The following is a 16993-nucleotide window of genomic DNA, read 5'->3' as shown; positions in this document are numbered from 1 at the left end:
CAACGGCGACCAGCCGTTTAGACGCATCACTCATTTGCTAATGACAAAAACAGATATCCATATTGGAAAAACTGGACAAATCGTAATAAACTCGCCTTATATTTCAAACGACTAAAAAATTCTTTTGATATGCGGCGAGGTTATATATGAACCTGCATCAGTTCCGCTTCGTGCGTGAGGCCGTCCGCCAGAACTTCAACCTGACGGAAGCCGCCAAGGCACTGTATACAAGCCAGCCGGGCGTCTCGAAGGCGATCATCGAGCTGGAAGATGAACTGGGCGTCGAAATCTTCACGCGGCACGGCAAACGGGTGCGCTCGCTGACGGAACCGGGACGGATCATCCTGGCTTCAGTCGAACGGATTCTTCAGGAGGTTGAGAGCCTCAAGCGGGTCGGTAAAGATTACGCGGCGCAGGATCAGGGCAATCTGGTGATCGCCGCGACGCACACGCAGGCGCGCTACTCGCTGCCTGCCGCCATCGCCGAGTTCAAGAAGCGCTTCCCGAAGGTGCACCTTTCGATTCTGCAAGGCAGCCCGACTCAGGTCGCCGAACTGGTGCTGCACGATCAGGCCGACGTGGCGATCGCGACGGAAGCGATCTCTACCTATAAGGAACTGGTGTCGCTGCCCTGCTTCACCTGGCACCATTTAGCCGTGATGCCTGCCGATCATCCGCTGCTGGAGCGCAAGCAGCTGTCGCTGGACGATCTGACCCAATATCCGCTGATTACGTACGACAACGCGTTCGCCGGCCGCACCAAGATCAACGAAGCGTTCCGTTTGCGCGGCCTGCATCCCGACATCGTGCTCGAAGCAATCGACGCCGACGTGATCAAGACCTATGTCGAACTGGGGCTGGGCGTCGGCATCATGGCCGACATCGCGTTCAACGCCGAGCGCGACCGCCATCTGCGCGCGATGCCCGTCGGGCATCTGTTCGGCAGCAACGTGACGCGCGTCGCCCTCAAGCAGGGCGCGTATCTGCGCAGCTATGTGTATACGCTCGTCGAACTGCTGTCGCCGAACATGAATCGCAAGCTGATCGAGCAGGCGCTCAAGGGCGATCACGAAACGTATGAGCTTTGAGGTTTTTGAACCGGTATAACTGATCAGCTATCACATCGGCCACGCTATCCGCCAGGAGATCTTTCGCATGTCGTCGCACAAGAACAAATTCAAACGCGTCCTGACGCGCGCCGCCGCACTCGGCGCGCTCTGCTTTGCCGCCGCCGCCGCGCACGCGGACATCAAGGTCGGCATCGATCTGTCGAGCACCGGCCCCGCTGCCGCAATCGGCATCACCAGCAAGAACGCGATGCTGATGTGGCCGAAGACGATCGCGGGTCAGAACGCGCAGTACATCATCCTCGACGACGGCTCCGACCCCGGCAACGCGGTCAAGAACATCCGCAAGCTGATCAATGAAGATCACGTCGACGTAATTGTCGGCCCGAACATCACGCCCGCGGCGATGGCCGCGCTCGATCCCGTCGCCGAAAGCCAGACGCCGATGATCACGCTGATCGGCTCGGCGAGCGTGGTCGAACCGCAGGAAGGCAAGAAGGTCTGGGCCTTCAAGATGGCGCAGACGGATAGCGCGATGGCCGACGTGATGACGCGCTACATGTCGAATCACAACATCAGGACGGTCGGCTTCATCGGCTTTGCGGACAGCTACGGCGACAGCTGGCTCAACGAGTTCACGAAGTTCGCCGCGCTGCGCCACATCCAGATCGTCGCGACGGAGCGCTTCAATCGCACCGATGCGAGCGTCACGGGCCAGGTGCTGAAGCTGATCGCCGCGAAGCCGGATGCCGTGCTGATCGCAGGCGCGGGCACGCCGACTGTGCTGCCGCAGCGCACGCTGGTCGAGCGCGGCTACAAAGGCGCGATCTATCAGACGCACGGGATTGCGACGCCCGAGTTCATCAAGCTCGGCGGCAAGGATGTCGAAGGCACACTGTTCCCGACGCAGCCGGTCGTCGTCGCACGCACGCTGCCTGCCGATCATCCGGCGAAAAAGGCGGCGCTCGCGTTCGTCAATGCGTATGAAGCGCAGTACGGCCCGAACTCGGTCACGCAATTTGCGGGCGATGCGGCGGGTGTTTATCCGCGCCTGCAGGATGCGGTTGCGCGCGCGCTGAAGACGGCACAGCCGGGCACGCCGGAGTTTCGCGCGGCGCTGCGCACGGAGCTGGAACACGCACATGAACTGGTGGTGCCGAACGGCGTCGTAAATACGAGCGCGAAGGATCACGTCGGCCTCGATCAGCGGGCGAGCGTGATGGGGATTATCAAAGGCGGGAAGTTTACGTATCTGAGCCAGTAAGGCTCGCTGCTCTAATGCGAAAGGCGGACGCTCCGATGGACGTCCGCCTTTTTTGCATCATGCGGCCAGCAGCGCGGCCGTCTCATCGATCACACTGCGCCAGTCGCCCGGCACCGTCTGACGCACCAGCTTCAGATTCGCCATCCACGGCGACGCATCGCCCGCCACGCCCCAGCGCCACTCGCCTGCCGCATTGAGCGGCACGACCGTCAGCTTGCCGAGCATCGCGCTCAGATTCGCGACGCCTGAATCGACGGCGACCACGGCGTCCATCTGTTCGATGCAAGCCGCCGTATCGGCGAACGTGTCGATACCCGGACCATAGACGCTGACATTGCTGCCCGGCATGCCCGCAAACGCCTGTGCCGCGGGATGATGCAGGCTCACGAAGTGCCGCCTCTGCGCAACGTCCGGATGCGAAACGAGCCGTTCGACGCCATCGAACGGCAAGCTGCGCAGCACCGCCGAACAGCGCATTTTTGCGTCGGCGATGTTCGTATGACGCTGCACGCAATCCCAGAAGATGCCGATCAGCGCTTTGCCCGGATGCGCGGCGCGCAATCCGCTCGCCCATTCGGCAGCCGCTTGGCGTTGAACTTCGGGCGCGCGCAGCCACGCGGGGAAATACGGCGCGGCTGTTGTCTTCGCATTGAGCATCGGCAGATGCAGCAGCGTCGAGTGCAGATCCGGGCCGAATGTGCGCACTTCTTCGAGCAACGCCTTTGGCAACGCTTCACCATGCGTCAACGGACGCGGCGCGCTCACTACAGCGCAGTCAGGCAACGACGTCTGCAAGAGAGCATGAATCTGCGTGTCGCAAGTGATCATCAGTTGCGCACCAGCTGCCAGCCAGCGCTGCACGCAAGCGAACAGTAGAAACTGATCGCCGAAGCCGAGTTGATGCGTGATCAGCACGCGCTTGCCGCGCAGGTCTTCTTCACCCGACCACATGGGAATGCCGTCGACACGATAGTTGCCCGTATCGCTGCGATTGCGTTCGAGCCAGTGCGCGAAGCCCGCCGGGTCGCCCGCGCGCAGCAGCGCTTCGCCGAAAAGATGCGTCGCGCGCGGCGCGAACCATTCGTTTTCGGCGACGGCCGTACGGTGTGCGTGATCGAGCAGCACGATGCCTTGCTCCGTATCGCCGCACATCACGAGCCCCTGGCCCAGTCCCATCTGGAAGAACGCCGGCTTCCACGGCAGCGCCGCATAGTTGCGCCACGCGGAAACGGCGTCGAAATGCCGCCCCACCAGCGACAACACATGCGCGCGCCAGCCGACGAACTGATGATCGCGCGGCTCGATGGCAAGCGCACGGTCGATCAGTGCCAGGGTCTCGTTATCCCGCCCCTCGTTCATCAGCGCGACGCATGTAGCGCGGATCTGTTCGAGATCGTCGGGTACTTCGGGGTACGCACCATGATGCAAGGTCATGAGAGTGTCGATTCACGTTCGTAACAAGGCGGGCGAGTATACGTCGTAGAATCGGACTGCAATCTCAAAACTCAGGCCTCATAGAGCTGTATCAAATCATGCGCACAACCCGAGCCATCCACGCCGTCGAACGGCTGAAAACCCGCAGCGGCAACCCGCGTTTCGCGGCCATCAGTCTGTCTGGCGGACTGTTCTATCTCGTCGACAAATCCAGCGGCACGGACCAGAAGGTATCCGATCCGCTGCCGCTCGACGACTTCGTCAAGTTCGTCGACGCCTATGGGCCTAAAAAGCCGCGCAAAGCCAGCAAGCTCGATCTTGCTTTTGAAGAACAGATCAAGCGGAGCAAGAGTTAAACGTTCAGCCGTTCTTTACGCGCGAGTACTGTAGCTGTGCGTCGCTTTCGAACACAGCATCGATAAAACGCAAGCCCGCGACGCCGTCGTCGACCGTGGTCAGCAGACGGCTTTCCGGCGGTAGCGGCAAGCCTGCATCGATTGCCTCGATCTGCAAGGCGGAATCCTTGTACAACTGCGCGAACGCTTCCAGGTAACCTTCGGGATGTCCTGGCGGCACACGCGTTGCATGCCTCGCCACGTCACTGTCGACACGTCCGCGCGTGAGCCGTTGCGTCGCGCCGCCCAATGGCGTGAACCGCAGATCGTTCGGGTGCTCCTGATCGAATGCGATCCCAGCCTTCGTTCCGTAGACGCGCAGCCTTAACGCGTTCTCCTCGCCACTTGCCACCTGGCTCGCCCACAGCATGCCGCGCGCGCCCGTCTCGTAGCGCAGCATCGCCTGAATGTGATCGTCGACCTGACGACCTTCGACGAACGTGTGCAGTTCAGCGGCGATCTCAGACGGCTGCTTGCCCGTCACGAATGCTGCGAGGTGATACGCGTGCGTGCCGATATCGCCGAGGCATCCTGCGCGGCCTGCCTGTTTCGGATCGGTGCGCCAAACGGCCTGGCGGTTCTCGCCCGTCAACTCGATCGGCTTCGCGAGCCAGTCTTGCGCATATTCAACCTGAACGACACGCAGCTCGCCGATTTCCCCGGCATCGACCAGTTCGCGGGCATGGCGCACCATCGGATAACCCGAATACGTATGCGTCAGCGCGAACAGCCGGTTCTTTTCACGCGCGAGCTTCGCGAGCGCCTCGCCTTCTTCGAGCGACATCGCGAGCGGCTTGTCGCAGATCACATGGATGCCCGCGTTGAGAAACGCCGTCGCGACGGGCGCATGCAGATGGTTCGGCGTGACGATCGACACGGCATCGATGCCGTCATGGCGTGCCGCTTCGGCACGTGCCATCTCATCCCAACTTGCGTAGCTGCGCGCGACGCCGAGTTCATCCGCGCTCGCCTTGGCGCGCTGAGGATCGGACGACAGCGCGGCCGCCACCAGCTCGAAGCGATCGTCGATGCGCGCGGCGATGCGATGCACCGCGCCGATGAACGCGCCCTGCCCGCCGCCGACCATGCCCAGCTTGAGTTTTCGTGCCATGGTGAGGTGCTCCTGTTCGAAGACGGCGTCAAAGTCCAAGCACGCGCTTCAGTTGCGCGGTGTCTGCGCCGCTGCCCGCGAAGTCATCGAATGAGCGCTCCGCCACGCGAATAATGTGTCGCTTGATGAATTCCGCGCCTTCGCGCGCGCCGTCTTCAGGATGCTTCAATGCGCATTCCCATTCGAGCACGGCCCAGCCCGGAAAATCGTATTGCGCCATCTTCGAGAAGATCGCGCCGAAATCGATCTGCCCGTCGCCCAATGAACGGAAGCGTCCCGCGCGCTCGACCCAGCCGCTATAGCCGCCGTATACGCCTTGCCGCCCGTTCGGACGAAACTCGGCGTCCTTTACGTGAAAGGCCTTGATGCGCTCGTGATAGATGTCGATGAACGCGAGGTAATCGAGTTGTTGCAAAATGAAATGGCTCGGATCGAACAGGATGTTCGCGCGCTTGTGGTTATTCACCACCGCGAGAAAGCGTTCGAACGTCACGCCGTCGTGCAGGTCTTCGCCCGGATGCAGTTCGTAGCAGACGTCGACGCCGGCTTCGTCGAACGCATCGAGAATTGGCGTCCAGCGTCGCGCGAGTTCGTCGAACGCCGCTTCGACGAGACCTGCGGGACGCTGCGGCCACGGATAAAAATACGGCCACGCAAGCGCGCCCGAAAACGACACGTGCGACACGAGCCCGAGACGCTGCGACGCCTTCGCTGCCCACTTCATCTGCTGCACGGCCCATTCGGTGCGCGCGATGGGATTACCACGCACATGCGGCGCCGCGAAGCCATCGAACAACACGTCATACGCGGGATGTACGGCAACGAGTTGCCCTTGCAGATGCGTCGACAGTTCGGTGATCGCGACACCGGCATCGGCGACGATGCCAAGTACCTCGTCGCAATACGTCTGACTCGATGCTGCCTGTTCGAGATCGACGAGGCGCGGATCGGCGGGTACCTGAATGCCCTTGTAGCCGAGACTTGCGGCCCATTGCGCGAGATGCGCGAGATTGTCGAATGGCGCGCTGTCGCCCATGAACTGAGCGAGAAAGATCGCCGGCCCTTTGATCGTTTTCATCGTGCTGCTCCTTGCGATGGAAACTTGCGACGGAGAAAGCGCTGCGCTTCGTGCATGACGCCACGAAGCGCAGCGCGCGCAATCAGAACGGCGATTCCGGGAAGTAGAACTCTTTCGCGTTCTCCTTCGTGATGAGCACGGAAGGAATGATCGTCGTTGCGGGCAGCTTGTCGCCTTTGAGGCGTGCTTCTGCTGTCAGCTTGATGGCGTCGTAGATGAACTTCGGCGAATACGACACATCGGCCTTGATGAGCGGCGCGCCGTCCATCACGATCTTCACCATGCCTTTCGAGCCTGCGCCGCCGAACACGATCTTGATGTCGGTGCGTTTGGCCTGATCGATTGCCTTGATTACGCCGACGGCCATGTCGTCGTCGGCGGCCCAGACGGCGTCGATGTGCTTGAAGCGCGTGAGGTAATCCTGCATCACCTTGAACGCGTCGTCACGGTTCCAGTTTGCGTATTTCGCGTCGAGGATCTTGATGTTCGGATAGTTTTTCAGCACGCCGGTGAAGGCGGTCCAGCGTTCGTTGTCGAGCGTCGTTGGGATGCCGCGCAATGCGACGATATCGCCTTTGCCGTCGAGTGCTTTTGCAAGGTATTCGGCGGGGATTTTGCCGAAGGCGGTGTTATCGCCAGCGACGTAGGCGTCTTGCGCGCTGGTATCTGTGAGGCCTCGGTCGACCACCGTTACGTAGACGCCCTTTTTCTTCACCTGCGCGACGGGTTGTGTGAGCGATGCTGATTCGTACGGGAAGATGACGAGTGCGTTGATCTTGTTGACGGTCACCAGATCTTGCAGCTGGTTCGCCTGTTCCGGCGCGTTGGCTGCTGTTTTGACGATCACTTTCAGATCGGGGTGGGCTTTTTCCAGATCCGCTTTTGCTTTGTTCGCCCACCAGACGATGCCGCCTGTGAAGCCGTGATCGGCGGTCGGGATGGCTACGCCTAAGGTTACTTTTTCATCTGCGCGTGCCGGGGTGGTGGTTAGGGTCGCTATGCCTAGCGTTAGCATGCCCGCTGCGATCGCTTTCATGATCTGCTTCATGGCTATGTCTCCTTCTCCTGATTGTGACTTGCTTTTCGGTGGTGGAACTCTCTTTGGTGCTCGTTGGTGCTCGTTTGTGTTCTGTGTGGTTTGCTTTTGGTGTCGCTGGCATCCGCGATATGTCTTGCCAATTCACGCGTTGCCCCTGTGCGGGGCGGCACTTACTTTCTTTGCCGCCGCAAAGAAAGTAAGCAAAGAAAGCGGGCTAACACCGCAAGCTCTTGTTACTGCCTGAGGGCCCCCAGCAGGTCCTCTCCTTCATGCGACAGCCTCTCAGTCCTCGCTCGTTGCCAACGCTCCGCACCGGCGCCTCACCCGCTTCGCCCTCCCGCGTCGCCGCTAGCGCGATCAAATCTCACACGCTCTATAGCGGCAAACTGTGTGTAGGCTTTCGCACTCCACATGCACCACTCCGGACTGAAAAACAGAGCGGTGTTTCTTGTAGGAGCGCCAACGCGTACGCTGCGACAACCTACACACAGTTTGCCACCTGGGCGGCGGTAACCATTCGCTGCCGCTCGCTGCTCTACGGGTGCTTGAAGCGGGTGATGCGTTTATGCAGAGCGTTGGCAACGGGCGACGAATCGGGGTGATTTCGTGTGAAGCATAAGAACCTTTGGGGGCCCTCAGGCAAGGACTAGCAATTGCGGTGTTAGCGGCTTTCTTTTGCCTACTTTTCTTTGCCGCGGCAAAGAAAAGTAGGTGCCGCCCCGCACAGGGGCAACGCCTGAAGAACCACTAACAAACCGCGGATGCCAGCACAAAACAAAAGCACCCCACCCCGCCGCCGCCCAGGCAAAATACTCACCGTCTCCCTCGCTGCAAAAACGCGACCACAATAATCACAACACCCTGCACAGCAGCATTCAGATAAACACTAATAATGCTAGTGAGGTTAAGAATATTGGCAATCACAGAAAGCAGGATCGCCCCAATAACGGTACCAACAACACGACCCTCACCGCCCTTGAGCGCGGTACCACCCACAACAACAGCAGCGATAGCTTCCAGCTCCCACAACAAACCAGTAGTCGGCGTCGCAGACCCAAGCCTCGGCACATAAAGAACAGTGGCCACACCAACGCAAATCCCAAGCAACACGTAGGTCACAATCTTCACAGTATCAACGCGAATCGCTGCATACCGCGACACCTGCTCATTGGAGCCAATAGCCTGCACATGCCGCCCAAACGCCGTGCGATTCAGGATCAAGGCGCCGCCAGCGGCAACAACAAGAAACACCCATATCGGCACAGGCACACCAAACAGACTCGCGTAATACACAGGCCCATAAAGATCGGACAGGTTGTTGTCGAGCGTCAGCGCACCACCGTCGGCAAGCCACGTCAACACGGCTCGAAATATCCCGAGCGTCCCAAGCGTGACGATAAAAGGCTCGATACGACCTTTCGTAATCAGCAACCCATGCGCGCAACCAAACACGCCGCCGAGAACAAACGCACTGGCAATGCCGATCAGCACAATAGTCAAAGGCGCCAACCCATGTGCTGCAGCAAGCGCATTCATCAACCAGATCATGATCCCCGCAATCAACGCCGCCATCGACCCAACAGAAAGATCAATGCCGCCCGAAATAATCACGAACGTCATCCCAACCGCAATGATCCCGATGAACGACGTGCGCGTCAGCACGTTCATCATGTTGTCGACGGTCGCGAAATCGCGGTTCAGCAACGTCCCCGCAATGCACAACACGATCAGGCCCGCCAGCGGCCCCAACCCATGCAACCGATGGGCTATCCGCATCGCGCGCCCCGCCGGCGCAGTGTCAGTGTGTGCCGGTCGCATGAGCGATCAACTCCTCTTCGGTCAGATGGTCGAGGCCGAGCGTCGCCTGCAGTCGCCCCGCGCGCATCACGGCGACGCGATGACACAGCCCGATCAGCTCGATCAGTTCGGATGAGACGACAACGACAGCGCGCCCTTCGGCGGCCAGCCGGTGAATCAGAAAATAGATGTCGCGCTTCGCCCCGATATCGACGCCGCGCGTCGGCTCGTCGAGCACGATCACGTCAGGGTTCGGCTGCAGGAACTTCGCGAGCGCAAGCTTCTGCTGGTTGCCGCCCGACAACATGCGCGCGCGGCTGCTCAAATCGCCTGTGCGGATGCCGAACTCGCGCACGGCACGCGTGAGCGCATCGCGCCCCGCCTTGATGTCGAGCAACGGATGCGCGTAACGTTCGAGCGTCATCAGCGTCAGGTTGTCCTGCAGGCTCAGGTTCACATGCAAGCCCTTGCCCTTGCGATCCTCGCTCAGATACGTGAGGCCACGGCGCATCGCATCGCGCGGACTGTGCAGTTCCGCCTTGCGCCCCGCGATTTCGATCTCGCCCGATGTGCGCGCGCGCAAGCCGATGATCGCCTCGAAGGCTTCCGTGCGACCCGCGCCCACGAGGCCCGCGAAGCCAAACACTTCTCCCGCACGCACCTCGAAGCTCAGATCGTCGACCCACTCGGGCACGCTCAGGTGCCGCACCTTCAACGCGATGGGTGCATCGTCCGATGGCGGCGCCTTGTCGGGGAACATGTCGGACAGTTCGCGGCCGACCATCAGGTTCGCCATCTGCTGACGCGCGAGCAACGCCGTCTCGCTGCGCGCGACGAAGCGGCCGTCGCGCATCACGATCACTTCGTCGGTGATGTGCTCGACTTCATCGAGCTTGTGCGAGATGTAGACGATGGTCACGCCATCGGCCTTCAGCTTCGTCATCAGCGCAAAGAGGCGCTCGGTTTCGGATGGTGTCAGCGTCGCCGTGGGCTCGTCCATGATGAGCAGCCGCGCGCGCCGCGACAGCGCCTTCGCGATCTCCACCATCTGCTTTTCCGCGACGATCAGATCGCGCACCTTCGTATCGGGATGCTTGTGCAAACCGACCTGCTCCAGATAGCGCTTCGCCTCGTTGCGCATCGCCGTGTCGTCGACGAACAGGCCCTTGCGCTTCTCGTGGCCGAGGTACATGTTCTGCGCGATCGTCAGATGCTCGGCGAGATTGAACTCCTGGTGAATCAGCACGATGCCCGCGGCTTCCGCATCGCGCGAACCGTCGAAGCGCTGCGCTTGCCCATCGATCAGCACGGTTCCTTCCGTGGCCGACTCGTAGCCCGCGAGAATTTTCATCAGCGTCGATTTGCCCGCGCCGTTCTCGCCGAGCAAACCATAGATGCGTCCGGGCGCCAGATCGAAGCTCACGCCATGCAGCACGCGCACCGGTCCGAAGTCTTTGCGGATATCGTCGAATCGCACGGCGAGGCTCATCGCGGGTTTCCTCTCAGGCGCTCTGTCTGACCACGAGCCGATGCGGCAGCAACACGCCCGGCACGTTCTCAAGCGGATTCGCGAGACGCTGCAGCAACAGGCGCGCAGCCGTTTCGCCAAGCTCGTGCATCGGCTGCGCGATCGTCGTCAACGGCGGATCGATCTGCGCGGCAAGCGAGATATCGTCGAAGCCCACCACGGCGACATCGTCGGGCACGCGCTTGCCGACGCTGCGCAAGCCCGCGATCACACCGATCGCAAGCGTGTCCGATACGGCAAAGATGGCCGTCGGCGCATCGGCGTGTGTCATCAGCAACGCGGCCGCCGATGCGCCCGCTTCATAGTCGAGACTGTTCACATTCAGACGCCAGCGTTCGTCAACAGCAAGGCCCGCGTCGCGCAAAGCATCGAGATAGCCTTGCTGGCGCTGCTGCGCGTACAGATAGTGATCGTCGGAATTGATCAGCGCGATGCGCCGGTGGCCGCGCGCGAGCAGATGGCGCACCGCGTCGCCCGCCGCGCGATAGTTGTCGATACCGACATACGGCACGCCCACCGACGAATCGAACTCGCAGCACGCAACCCACGGCAACGCATTCGATTCCTCGGCCAATGCCTGCTGCACCGTCGCCGGATCGAGACAGATCGCGCCGTCCGCGCGGCGGCGGCGCAGCAGATCGAAGTAGCTGCGCTCGCGGCCCGCGTCGGCGCCCGTATCGCACAGCAACATGAAGTAGCCATGCTGGCGCGCCACCGTATCGATGCCGCGAATCACTTCTGCATAAAACGGGTTGCCGACGTCGGGCACCATCGTCAGCAACAGGCGGCTTTCGGCCGTGCGCAGATTGCGCGCGAGTTCGTTGACGCGGTAGCCGCTCGTCGCCACCGCCGCGAGCACTTTGTCGCGCGTTGCGGGGCGCACGTTCGAATGCCCGTTCAGCACGCGCGACACCGTCGCCACCGATACGCCCGCCTGCTCGGCCACGCCGGCAATCGAGAGACCTTCCGCTGCGCCCCGCGCCGGGCCGTCCTGAGCAGGCTCGGCCGCGCCAGATGTCGTCGCTCGCAGGTCACGCTGGGACGGTTTGTCCACCGGCTTTGGCCCTCAAAATGTAATCGATTACATTTTTGGTCGACACAGGCAGGAATCGCAAGCCCGATCGCGTAGGGACTTTCACCGAGCCGCACTGCACAATGGAAAACCACGCGCCTGCAGTCAACCTGCCCGCGAGACACCGTCATCGGCGCGCGCTTTGGTACAATTCTCAAGTTAACGAATAGCGGGAGCAGTGGTCCCCTCAATACATCCGGTGCATCCCGCTGCCCGCGTCTCAACCACACCGCCGAACTGATCATGAACATCGAGCAAGCGCGTTTCAACATGATTGAACAGCAAATCCGTCCGTGGGAAGTGCTAGACCAGGACGTGCTGAATCTGCTGTCGATCGTCAAGCGTGAGAACTTCGTGCCCGCCGCCTACCGCGAGCTGGCGTTCGTCGATTTCGAAGTTCCGTTGCCCGCCGGCCAGCATATGCTCGCGCCGCGCATCGAGGCTCGCGTGCTGCAGGAACTGGCGGTGAAGAAGCACGAAAGCGTGCTGGAGATCGGCGCAGGTTCGGGCTACATGGCCGCGCTGCTCGCGCACCGCGCACAGCACGTGCTCACCATCGATATCGAACCGGAACTGGCCGAACTGGCTAAGGCGAACCTGGCGGCAAACGGCGTGCTGAACGCCGAAGTCGCAACGGGCGACGGCGCGCGCGGCTGGGGCGCAGCGGCGCCGTACGACGTGATCTGCGTGTCGGGCGGCCTGCCCGTGCTGCCGCAGGAAATCCTCGAGCATCTGAAAGTGGGCGGCCGTCTTGCTGCATTCGTCGGCACGGCGCCTGTCATGAAGGCGCAGATCATCACGCGCGTCGACGAGAAGCAGTTCCGTATCGCCGACGTGTTCGAAACCTACGTCGAACCGCTGCAAAACGCCGTGCACGCACCGCGTTTCAAGTTCTAAGCACTATCTCCAGGCACTACCCGAGACCGACGATGCAAAACCTGACCGCTTCCGCCCTCGCCGAATGGCTCGCCGATAAATCGCGCCCCACCCCCGTGCTGCTCGACGTGCGCGAACCGTGGGAAATCGAAACGGCGAAGATCGCTGGCAGCGTGTCGATTCCGATGCGCGAGATTCCTGCGCGCAGCGAAGAACTCGACGATGACGTGCAGATCGTCTGCATCTGCCATCACGGCGCACGCAGCGCGCAGGTCGCGATGTTCCTCGAATCGCGCGGCCACAAGGACGTGTTCAACCTGTACGGCGGCATCGACGCGTGGTCGCGTCAGGTCGACCCTTCCGTGCCGACTTACTGAGCGTTCTTCGCTTTACGCTGCAGCATCCGACGCGCCGGTGAAAACCGGCGCGTTTTTGTTTGTGCGTCCTTTGTGCGTGTTGAGCAGAGCAGCACACGTCAGCTGTTTCCTTCACCGTTTCGGAATTTTCAGGCACACGTTCAGCGCATTACTACGCCATCCTGATCATCGATCGACCACCATAGCGTGTTTCCTTTCCGGGGCATGACTGTATGAAAACGATCAGGATCGTAGCGACGCTGGTGTTGCTGTCGCCCATCGTCTGCTACGCGACGCTCGGCGCAGCGCCGTCAGCGGATACCCACACGCCGCAGCCCGCGCTGCGTGCCGCATCATCCGGCGCGACGTCCGCGGCGCCGTACACCATCCACGAATCGCAAAGCGCTGAGGGCGTCACGATCCGCGAATACGCGACGTCGTCGAATATCGTGTTCGCGCTCACGTGGCAAGGCCCAACGCAGCCCGATATGCAGGCGCTGCTCGGCAGCTACTTTCCGAACCTGGTCGCGGCAGGTCAGCGCGTCGCGCGTGGCACGGGTCCGTTGATCGCACGCGATGGCGAATTGCAGATCGAGTCGTTCGGACATCAGGGCGTATTCGCGGGCCGGGCCTATGTGCCGCGACTCGTGCCCGCGGATGTGAAGGTGGAGGCGCTGCAATGAAACGCCTTTTTCCCGATAACACACTCCTTGCCGCGCTGATCGCGGCGAGCGTCGCGATCACGGCGTGCGGCGGCGGTGGCAGCGACAATGGCGGTAGTGGTAACGGTGCTCCCGTCAGCAACATCTCTCCCGCCAAACCAGCGAACACGCAGGATACGCCTGCAAGCAGCCCGTCTGGATTGACCCCGGAGACGCCAGCAAGCCCCCCCGCAGCAGCCAGCACGCCTGCCGGCGTCGACCCCGCAAGCGGGACAGGCACAACGGGCGGCAACGACACCCCATCGCCCGTCCAGGCCGCGGACAACACGGTCCCGATCGTCATCGACAGCAATGTCGGCCGGGTCGTGAACATGCCGTATGTCAGCGTCACATTCTGCGTGCCCGGCAAGCAGGACGCTTCGCAATGCACGAGCGTCGATCACATGCTGCTCGACACCGGCTCGGTCGGCGTGCGCGTGATCGCATCGGCGCTAGGCGCGGCGTTCGGCGACAGGTTGCCGCTGCAGACGGGCGCCAGCAACGATTCGACGGGCAAGGCTGCGATTGCGCAATGCGCGCTCTTCGCATCGGGCTACACGTGGGGCTCGACGCGCGCCGCCGACGTCACGATCGGCAAGAAAACGGCGAGCGGCATTCCCGTCCAGTTGATCGGCGACAGCGTATTCGCGACGACGCCCACCGACTGCAGTTCGCGCGGCGCGGGATTGAACACAGTCGCAGCGCTCGGCGCGAACGGCATCGTCGGGATCGGGCATCTGGCGCAGGACTATCCCGATGCCGCGCGCTACGCGCTCCCGGCCACTTACTACTACTGCCCGACGCCGTCTTCCTGCACGGCCGCACGCGTGCCGCTCGACCGGCAGACGGCCAACCCCGTCGCTGCCTTCGCGACCGACAACAACGGCACGATCATCCGTCTGCCGATGCTGCCGCCAACGGGCCGGGCAAGCGTCACGGGAGAACTGGTGTTCGGCATCGGCACGCGCGGCAACAATGCGTTGCCGTCGTGGCCGACCTTCCTCGCCGTCTCGGATCGCGGCGCGTTCACGTCGGACTACAAGGACAGGACGATGACCAGCATCGTGGACAGCGGGTCGAACGGGCTGTTCTTTCCGGACAGCACGCTGCCCGTGCTGTCCGGCTGGTACATGCCCGCCACCTTGCAGAGTCTGAGCGCGACGATGATGTCGAATGCGGGCAACGTCCAATCGTCCATCGGCTTTTCGATAGCGAATGCCCAGAGCCTGTTCGATCTCGGCTATGCCGCGCATGACAACCTCGGTGCGCCCGCTTCCGCGATATTCATCTGGGGCCTGCCGTTCTTCTATGGACGCAACGTCTACACGGCATTGAGCGGCGTGCAGGCCGGCACGCAGATGGGCCCTTACGTAGCGTTCTGATCGACGCGACACTCACGAACCGCAGGACAACAATAACGGCGCACGGGCCATTCACCCGTGCGCCGTTTTCACATCTGCCTTCCCGTCCAGCTCCTCTGCGACCGTGCAGACGAGTTCGCTACTGCCGTCCACTTATTGATGCACAACAGCGCAGCGGCAATGCACCGCTGTCGCGCCCGGAAATATGAGGAATCGCCGCGCACGCTCCGTTGCAGCGCGGCGCGCACCTGAACGAGGCGAACTCCGTTCTGGTGCACCGCTTTCGCGCTCAAAGCGCATAACGCCACAGGTTGCCGCACCGCCAGCAAGCCGCTTTGCAGCAAGCAAAGCGTGTATTGAAGCGCCTGCCGCAAAGTTGGCACATGCCTTGCAGTATCCGGCCCGGCAAGCGCCTGCACACACAACGCAAAACAAGGATTGGACGCACGCCGTTCGTCCGCCACTCACCATCCATCTAAGGCAAGGGGAAGCACATGAAACGTCGCAGTCTGCTGAAGCTCGGCTCCATGTCGGGCGCGCTCGCGCTCGCGGGCAAGGTTCCTTTCGCGCATGCCCAGTCGAACAGTGGCCCGATCAAGGTCGGCATCCTGCACTCCCTGTCGGGCACGATGGCCATCTCGGAGACGTCGCTGAAAGACACCGCCCTGATGACGATCGCCGAGATCAACGCGAGCGGCGGCGTGATGGGCCGCAAGCTCGAGCCCGTCGTGGTCGATCCCGCATCGAACTGGCCGCTGTTCGCCGAGAAGGCTCGCGGTCTGCTGACGCAGGACAAGGTCGCGTGTGTGTTCGGCTGCTGGACGTCGGTCTCGCGCAAATCGGTGCTGCCCGTATTCGAGGAACTGAACGGCCTGCTGTTCTACCCGGTGCAGTACGAAGGCGAAGAGATGTCGCGCAACGTGTTCTACACGGGCGCGGCGCCGAACCAGCAGGCGATCCCCGCCACCGAATACCTGATGAGCGCCGAAGGCGGCGGCGCCAAGCGCTTCTTCCTGCTCGGTACCGACTATGTGTATCCACGTACGACCAACAAGATTCTGCGCGCCTTCCTCAAGTCGAAAGGTGTCGCCGAAACCGACATCCAGGAGGTCTACACGCCGTTTGGCCACAGCGACTATCAGACCATCGTCGCGAGCATCAAGACTTTCTCGCAAGGCGGCAAAACCTGCGTGATCTCGACGGTGAACGGCGACTCGAACGTGCCGTTCTACAAGGAACTGGGCAACCAGGGGCTGAAGGCGACGGATGTGCCCGTGGTGGCATTCTCGGTCGGTGAAGAAGAACTGCGCGGCATCGACACGAAGCCGCTGGTCGGCAACCTCGCGGCATGGAACTACTTCATGTCGGTGAAGGGTCCGTCGAACACGAAGTTCAAGGAACAGTGGGCCGAGTGGGTCAAGTCGCAAAACCTGCCGGGCGGCACGAAGCGCGTAACCAATGACCCGATGGAAGCGACCTATGTCGGTATCCATATGTGGAAGCAGGCTGTCGAAAAAGCGAAGAGCACCGATGTCGACAAGGTGCGCGTCGCGATGGTCGGCCAGAAGTTCGCCGCACCGTCGGGCTTCACGCTCGAGATGGACGGAAACCACCATCTGCACAAGCCGGTGATGATCGGTGAAGTGCGCGCCGATGGCCAGTTCAACGTGGTGTGGAAGACCAAGACGGCAATCCGTGCGCAGCCGTGGAGCCCGTATATCGCGGGCAACCAGGGCAAGCCGGATGTCGTCAGCTCGATTCCGGAGTTCCTGCGCCGCCGCGCGCGCGTGGCATGACGTAACGACGCACCGGTGCGCCGTGCGGAACGGCGCACCGGCTGACGCAGCATGGCGTCGATGCGAGCCATCGATGCCATGCGCAATGCAAGCGCGCGATGCCCTTGCGCCCGCCCTT

At 61.9% G+C, this 16993-nt stretch carries 15 protein-coding genes; 8 read left to right on the top strand and 7 right to left on the bottom strand.

Translation table 11 applies throughout. The annotated features are described in order from the left end of the window. Positions 1 to 146: 146 nt before the first annotated feature. Positions 147 to 1088, top strand: a complete 942-nt coding sequence (locus G3O01_RS21100; protein ID WP_036003337.1) for a CysB family HTH-type transcriptional regulator — start codon at positions 147 to 149, stop codon at positions 1086 to 1088. A gap of 67 nt (positions 1089 to 1155) precedes the next feature. Continuing rightward, on the top strand, positions 1156 to 2331 hold the full coding sequence (locus G3O01_RS21095; RefSeq protein ID WP_205807068.1) for an ABC transporter substrate-binding protein: 1176 nt from the start codon (positions 1156 to 1158) through the stop codon (positions 2329 to 2331). Positions 2332 to 2388: 57 nt separating this feature from the next. Here G3O01_RS21095 and G3O01_RS21090 read toward each other — a convergent pair whose 3' ends face one another. Continuing rightward, positions 2389 to 3765: a hypothetical protein gene (locus G3O01_RS21090; protein WP_205807067.1), complete on the bottom strand. Its 1377-nt coding sequence runs from the start codon at positions 3763 to 3765 to the stop codon at positions 2389 to 2391. 98 nt (positions 3766 to 3863) lie between these two features. Between G3O01_RS21090 and G3O01_RS21085 the strand changes: the two genes are divergently transcribed. Next, positions 3864 to 4121, top strand: a complete 258-nt coding sequence (locus G3O01_RS21085; protein WP_205807066.1) for a hypothetical protein — start codon at positions 3864 to 3866, stop codon at positions 4119 to 4121. A 4-nt stretch (positions 4122 to 4125) separates the two neighbouring features. Here G3O01_RS21085 and G3O01_RS21080 read toward each other — a convergent pair whose 3' ends face one another. The 6 genes from G3O01_RS21080 to G3O01_RS21055 all read right to left on the bottom strand — a co-directional run bounded on the left by G3O01_RS21080 (position 4126) and on the right by G3O01_RS21055 (position 11743). Continuing rightward, positions 4126 to 5271 carry a Gfo/Idh/MocA family oxidoreductase gene (locus G3O01_RS21080; protein WP_205807065.1) on the bottom strand — a complete coding sequence of 382 codons (1146 nt, stop codon included), beginning with the start codon at positions 5269 to 5271 and terminating at the stop codon, positions 4126 to 4128. Positions 5272 to 5299: 28 nt separating this feature from the next. Continuing rightward, on the bottom strand, positions 5300 to 6349 hold the full coding sequence (locus G3O01_RS21075; protein ID WP_205807064.1) for a sugar phosphate isomerase/epimerase: 1050 nt from the start codon (positions 6347 to 6349) through the stop codon (positions 5300 to 5302). An 82-nt stretch (positions 6350 to 6431) separates the two neighbouring features. After that, on the bottom strand, positions 6432 to 7397 hold the full coding sequence (locus G3O01_RS21070) for a substrate-binding domain-containing protein (RefSeq protein WP_205807063.1): 966 nt from the start codon (positions 7395 to 7397) through the stop codon (positions 6432 to 6434). A gap of 804 nt (positions 7398 to 8201) precedes the next feature. Further along, on the bottom strand, positions 8202 to 9206 hold the full coding sequence (locus tag G3O01_RS21065) for an ABC transporter permease (RefSeq protein ID WP_205807062.1): 1005 nt from the start codon (positions 9204 to 9206) through the stop codon (positions 8202 to 8204). Next, positions 9187 to 10674, bottom strand: coding sequence for a sugar ABC transporter ATP-binding protein (locus tag G3O01_RS21060; protein ID WP_205807061.1), 1488 nt, complete (start codon positions 10672 to 10674; stop codon positions 9187 to 9189). The genes G3O01_RS21065 and G3O01_RS21060 overlap by 20 nt, the downstream gene beginning before the upstream one ends. 13 nt (positions 10675 to 10687) lie before the next feature. Next, on the bottom strand, positions 10688 to 11743 hold the full coding sequence (locus G3O01_RS21055; protein WP_241024140.1) for a LacI family DNA-binding transcriptional regulator: 1056 nt from the start codon (positions 11741 to 11743) through the stop codon (positions 10688 to 10690). Between the two features lie 285 nt (positions 11744 to 12028). Here G3O01_RS21055 and G3O01_RS21050 point away from each other — a divergent pair, with 285 nt between their 5' ends. The 5 genes from G3O01_RS21050 (at position 12029) to urtA (ending at position 16875) form a co-directional block, all read left to right on the top strand. Continuing rightward, positions 12029 to 12682 carry a protein-L-isoaspartate O-methyltransferase gene (locus G3O01_RS21050; RefSeq protein WP_205807059.1) on the top strand — a complete coding sequence of 218 codons (654 nt, stop codon included), beginning with the start codon at positions 12029 to 12031 and terminating at the stop codon, positions 12680 to 12682. Positions 12683 to 12714: 32 nt separating this feature from the next. Beyond that, a complete protein-coding gene (locus G3O01_RS21045) occupies positions 12715 to 13038 on the top strand; it encodes a rhodanese-like domain-containing protein (protein ID WP_205807058.1) in 324 nt (107 codons plus the stop codon). 212 nt (positions 13039 to 13250) lie between these two features. Then, complete coding sequence (locus G3O01_RS21040) at positions 13251 to 13700, top strand: DUF2844 domain-containing protein (protein ID WP_205807057.1); 450 nt, start codon at positions 13251 to 13253, stop codon at positions 13698 to 13700. After that, positions 13697 to 15100: a DUF3443 domain-containing protein gene (locus G3O01_RS21035; protein ID WP_205807056.1), complete on the top strand. Its 1404-nt coding sequence runs from the start codon at positions 13697 to 13699 to the stop codon at positions 15098 to 15100. Before G3O01_RS21040 ends, G3O01_RS21035 begins: the two co-directional genes overlap by 4 nt. A 473-nt stretch (positions 15101 to 15573) precedes the next feature. Beyond that, positions 15574 to 16875, top strand: coding sequence for an urea ABC transporter substrate-binding protein (urtA, locus tag G3O01_RS21030; protein ID WP_205807055.1), 1302 nt, complete (start codon positions 15574 to 15576; stop codon positions 16873 to 16875). The last annotated feature ends 118 nt before the right edge of the window (positions 16876 to 16993 follow it).

Source organism: Burkholderia sp. Ac-20365 (assembly GCF_017104715.1).
In the GTDB taxonomy this organism is placed as follows: domain Bacteria; phylum Pseudomonadota; class Gammaproteobacteria; order Burkholderiales; family Burkholderiaceae; genus Paraburkholderia.
The sequence above is the reverse complement of the archived record's forward strand: the minus strand, read 5'-3'. Positions and strand labels throughout refer to the sequence as shown.

Excerpts from the sequence above, each read along its gene's own strand:
- G3O01_RS21065 (WP_205807062.1), bottom strand. The coding sequence starts at position 9,206 with ATGCGACCGGCACACACTGACACTGCGCCGGCGGGGCGCGCGATGCGG.
- G3O01_RS21085 (WP_205807066.1), top strand. The coding sequence starts at position 3,864 with ATGCGCACAACCCGAGCCATCCACGCCGTCGAACGGCTGAAAACCCGC.
- G3O01_RS21040 (WP_205807057.1), top strand. The coding sequence starts at position 13,251 with ATGAAAACGATCAGGATCGTAGCGACGCTGGTGTTGCTGTCGCCCATC.
- G3O01_RS21100 (WP_036003337.1), top strand. The coding sequence starts at position 147 with ATGAACCTGCATCAGTTCCGCTTCGTGCGTGAGGCCGTCCGCCAGAAC.
- G3O01_RS21070 (WP_205807063.1), bottom strand. The coding sequence starts at position 7,397 with ATGAAGCAGATCATGAAAGCGATCGCAGCGGGCATGCTAACGCTAGGC.
- G3O01_RS21080 (WP_205807065.1), bottom strand. The coding sequence starts at position 5,271 with ATGGCACGAAAACTCAAGCTGGGCATGGTCGGCGGCGGGCAGGGCGCG.
- G3O01_RS21035 (WP_205807056.1), top strand. The coding sequence starts at position 13,697 with ATGAAACGCCTTTTTCCCGATAACACACTCCTTGCCGCGCTGATCGCG.
- G3O01_RS21095 (WP_205807068.1), top strand. The coding sequence starts at position 1,156 with ATGTCGTCGCACAAGAACAAATTCAAACGCGTCCTGACGCGCGCCGCC.
- G3O01_RS21090 (WP_205807067.1), bottom strand. The coding sequence starts at position 3,765 with ATGACCTTGCATCATGGTGCGTACCCCGAAGTACCCGACGATCTCGAA.
- G3O01_RS21075 (WP_205807064.1), bottom strand. The coding sequence starts at position 6,349 with ATGAAAACGATCAAAGGGCCGGCGATCTTTCTCGCTCAGTTCATGGGC.
- urtA (WP_205807055.1), top strand. The coding sequence starts at position 15,574 with ATGAAACGTCGCAGTCTGCTGAAGCTCGGCTCCATGTCGGGCGCGCTC.
- G3O01_RS21060 (WP_205807061.1), bottom strand. The coding sequence starts at position 10,674 with ATGAGCCTCGCCGTGCGATTCGACGATATCCGCAAAGACTTCGGACCG.
- G3O01_RS21050 (WP_205807059.1), top strand. The coding sequence starts at position 12,029 with ATGAACATCGAGCAAGCGCGTTTCAACATGATTGAACAGCAAATCCGT.
- G3O01_RS21045 (WP_205807058.1), top strand. The coding sequence starts at position 12,715 with ATGCAAAACCTGACCGCTTCCGCCCTCGCCGAATGGCTCGCCGATAAA.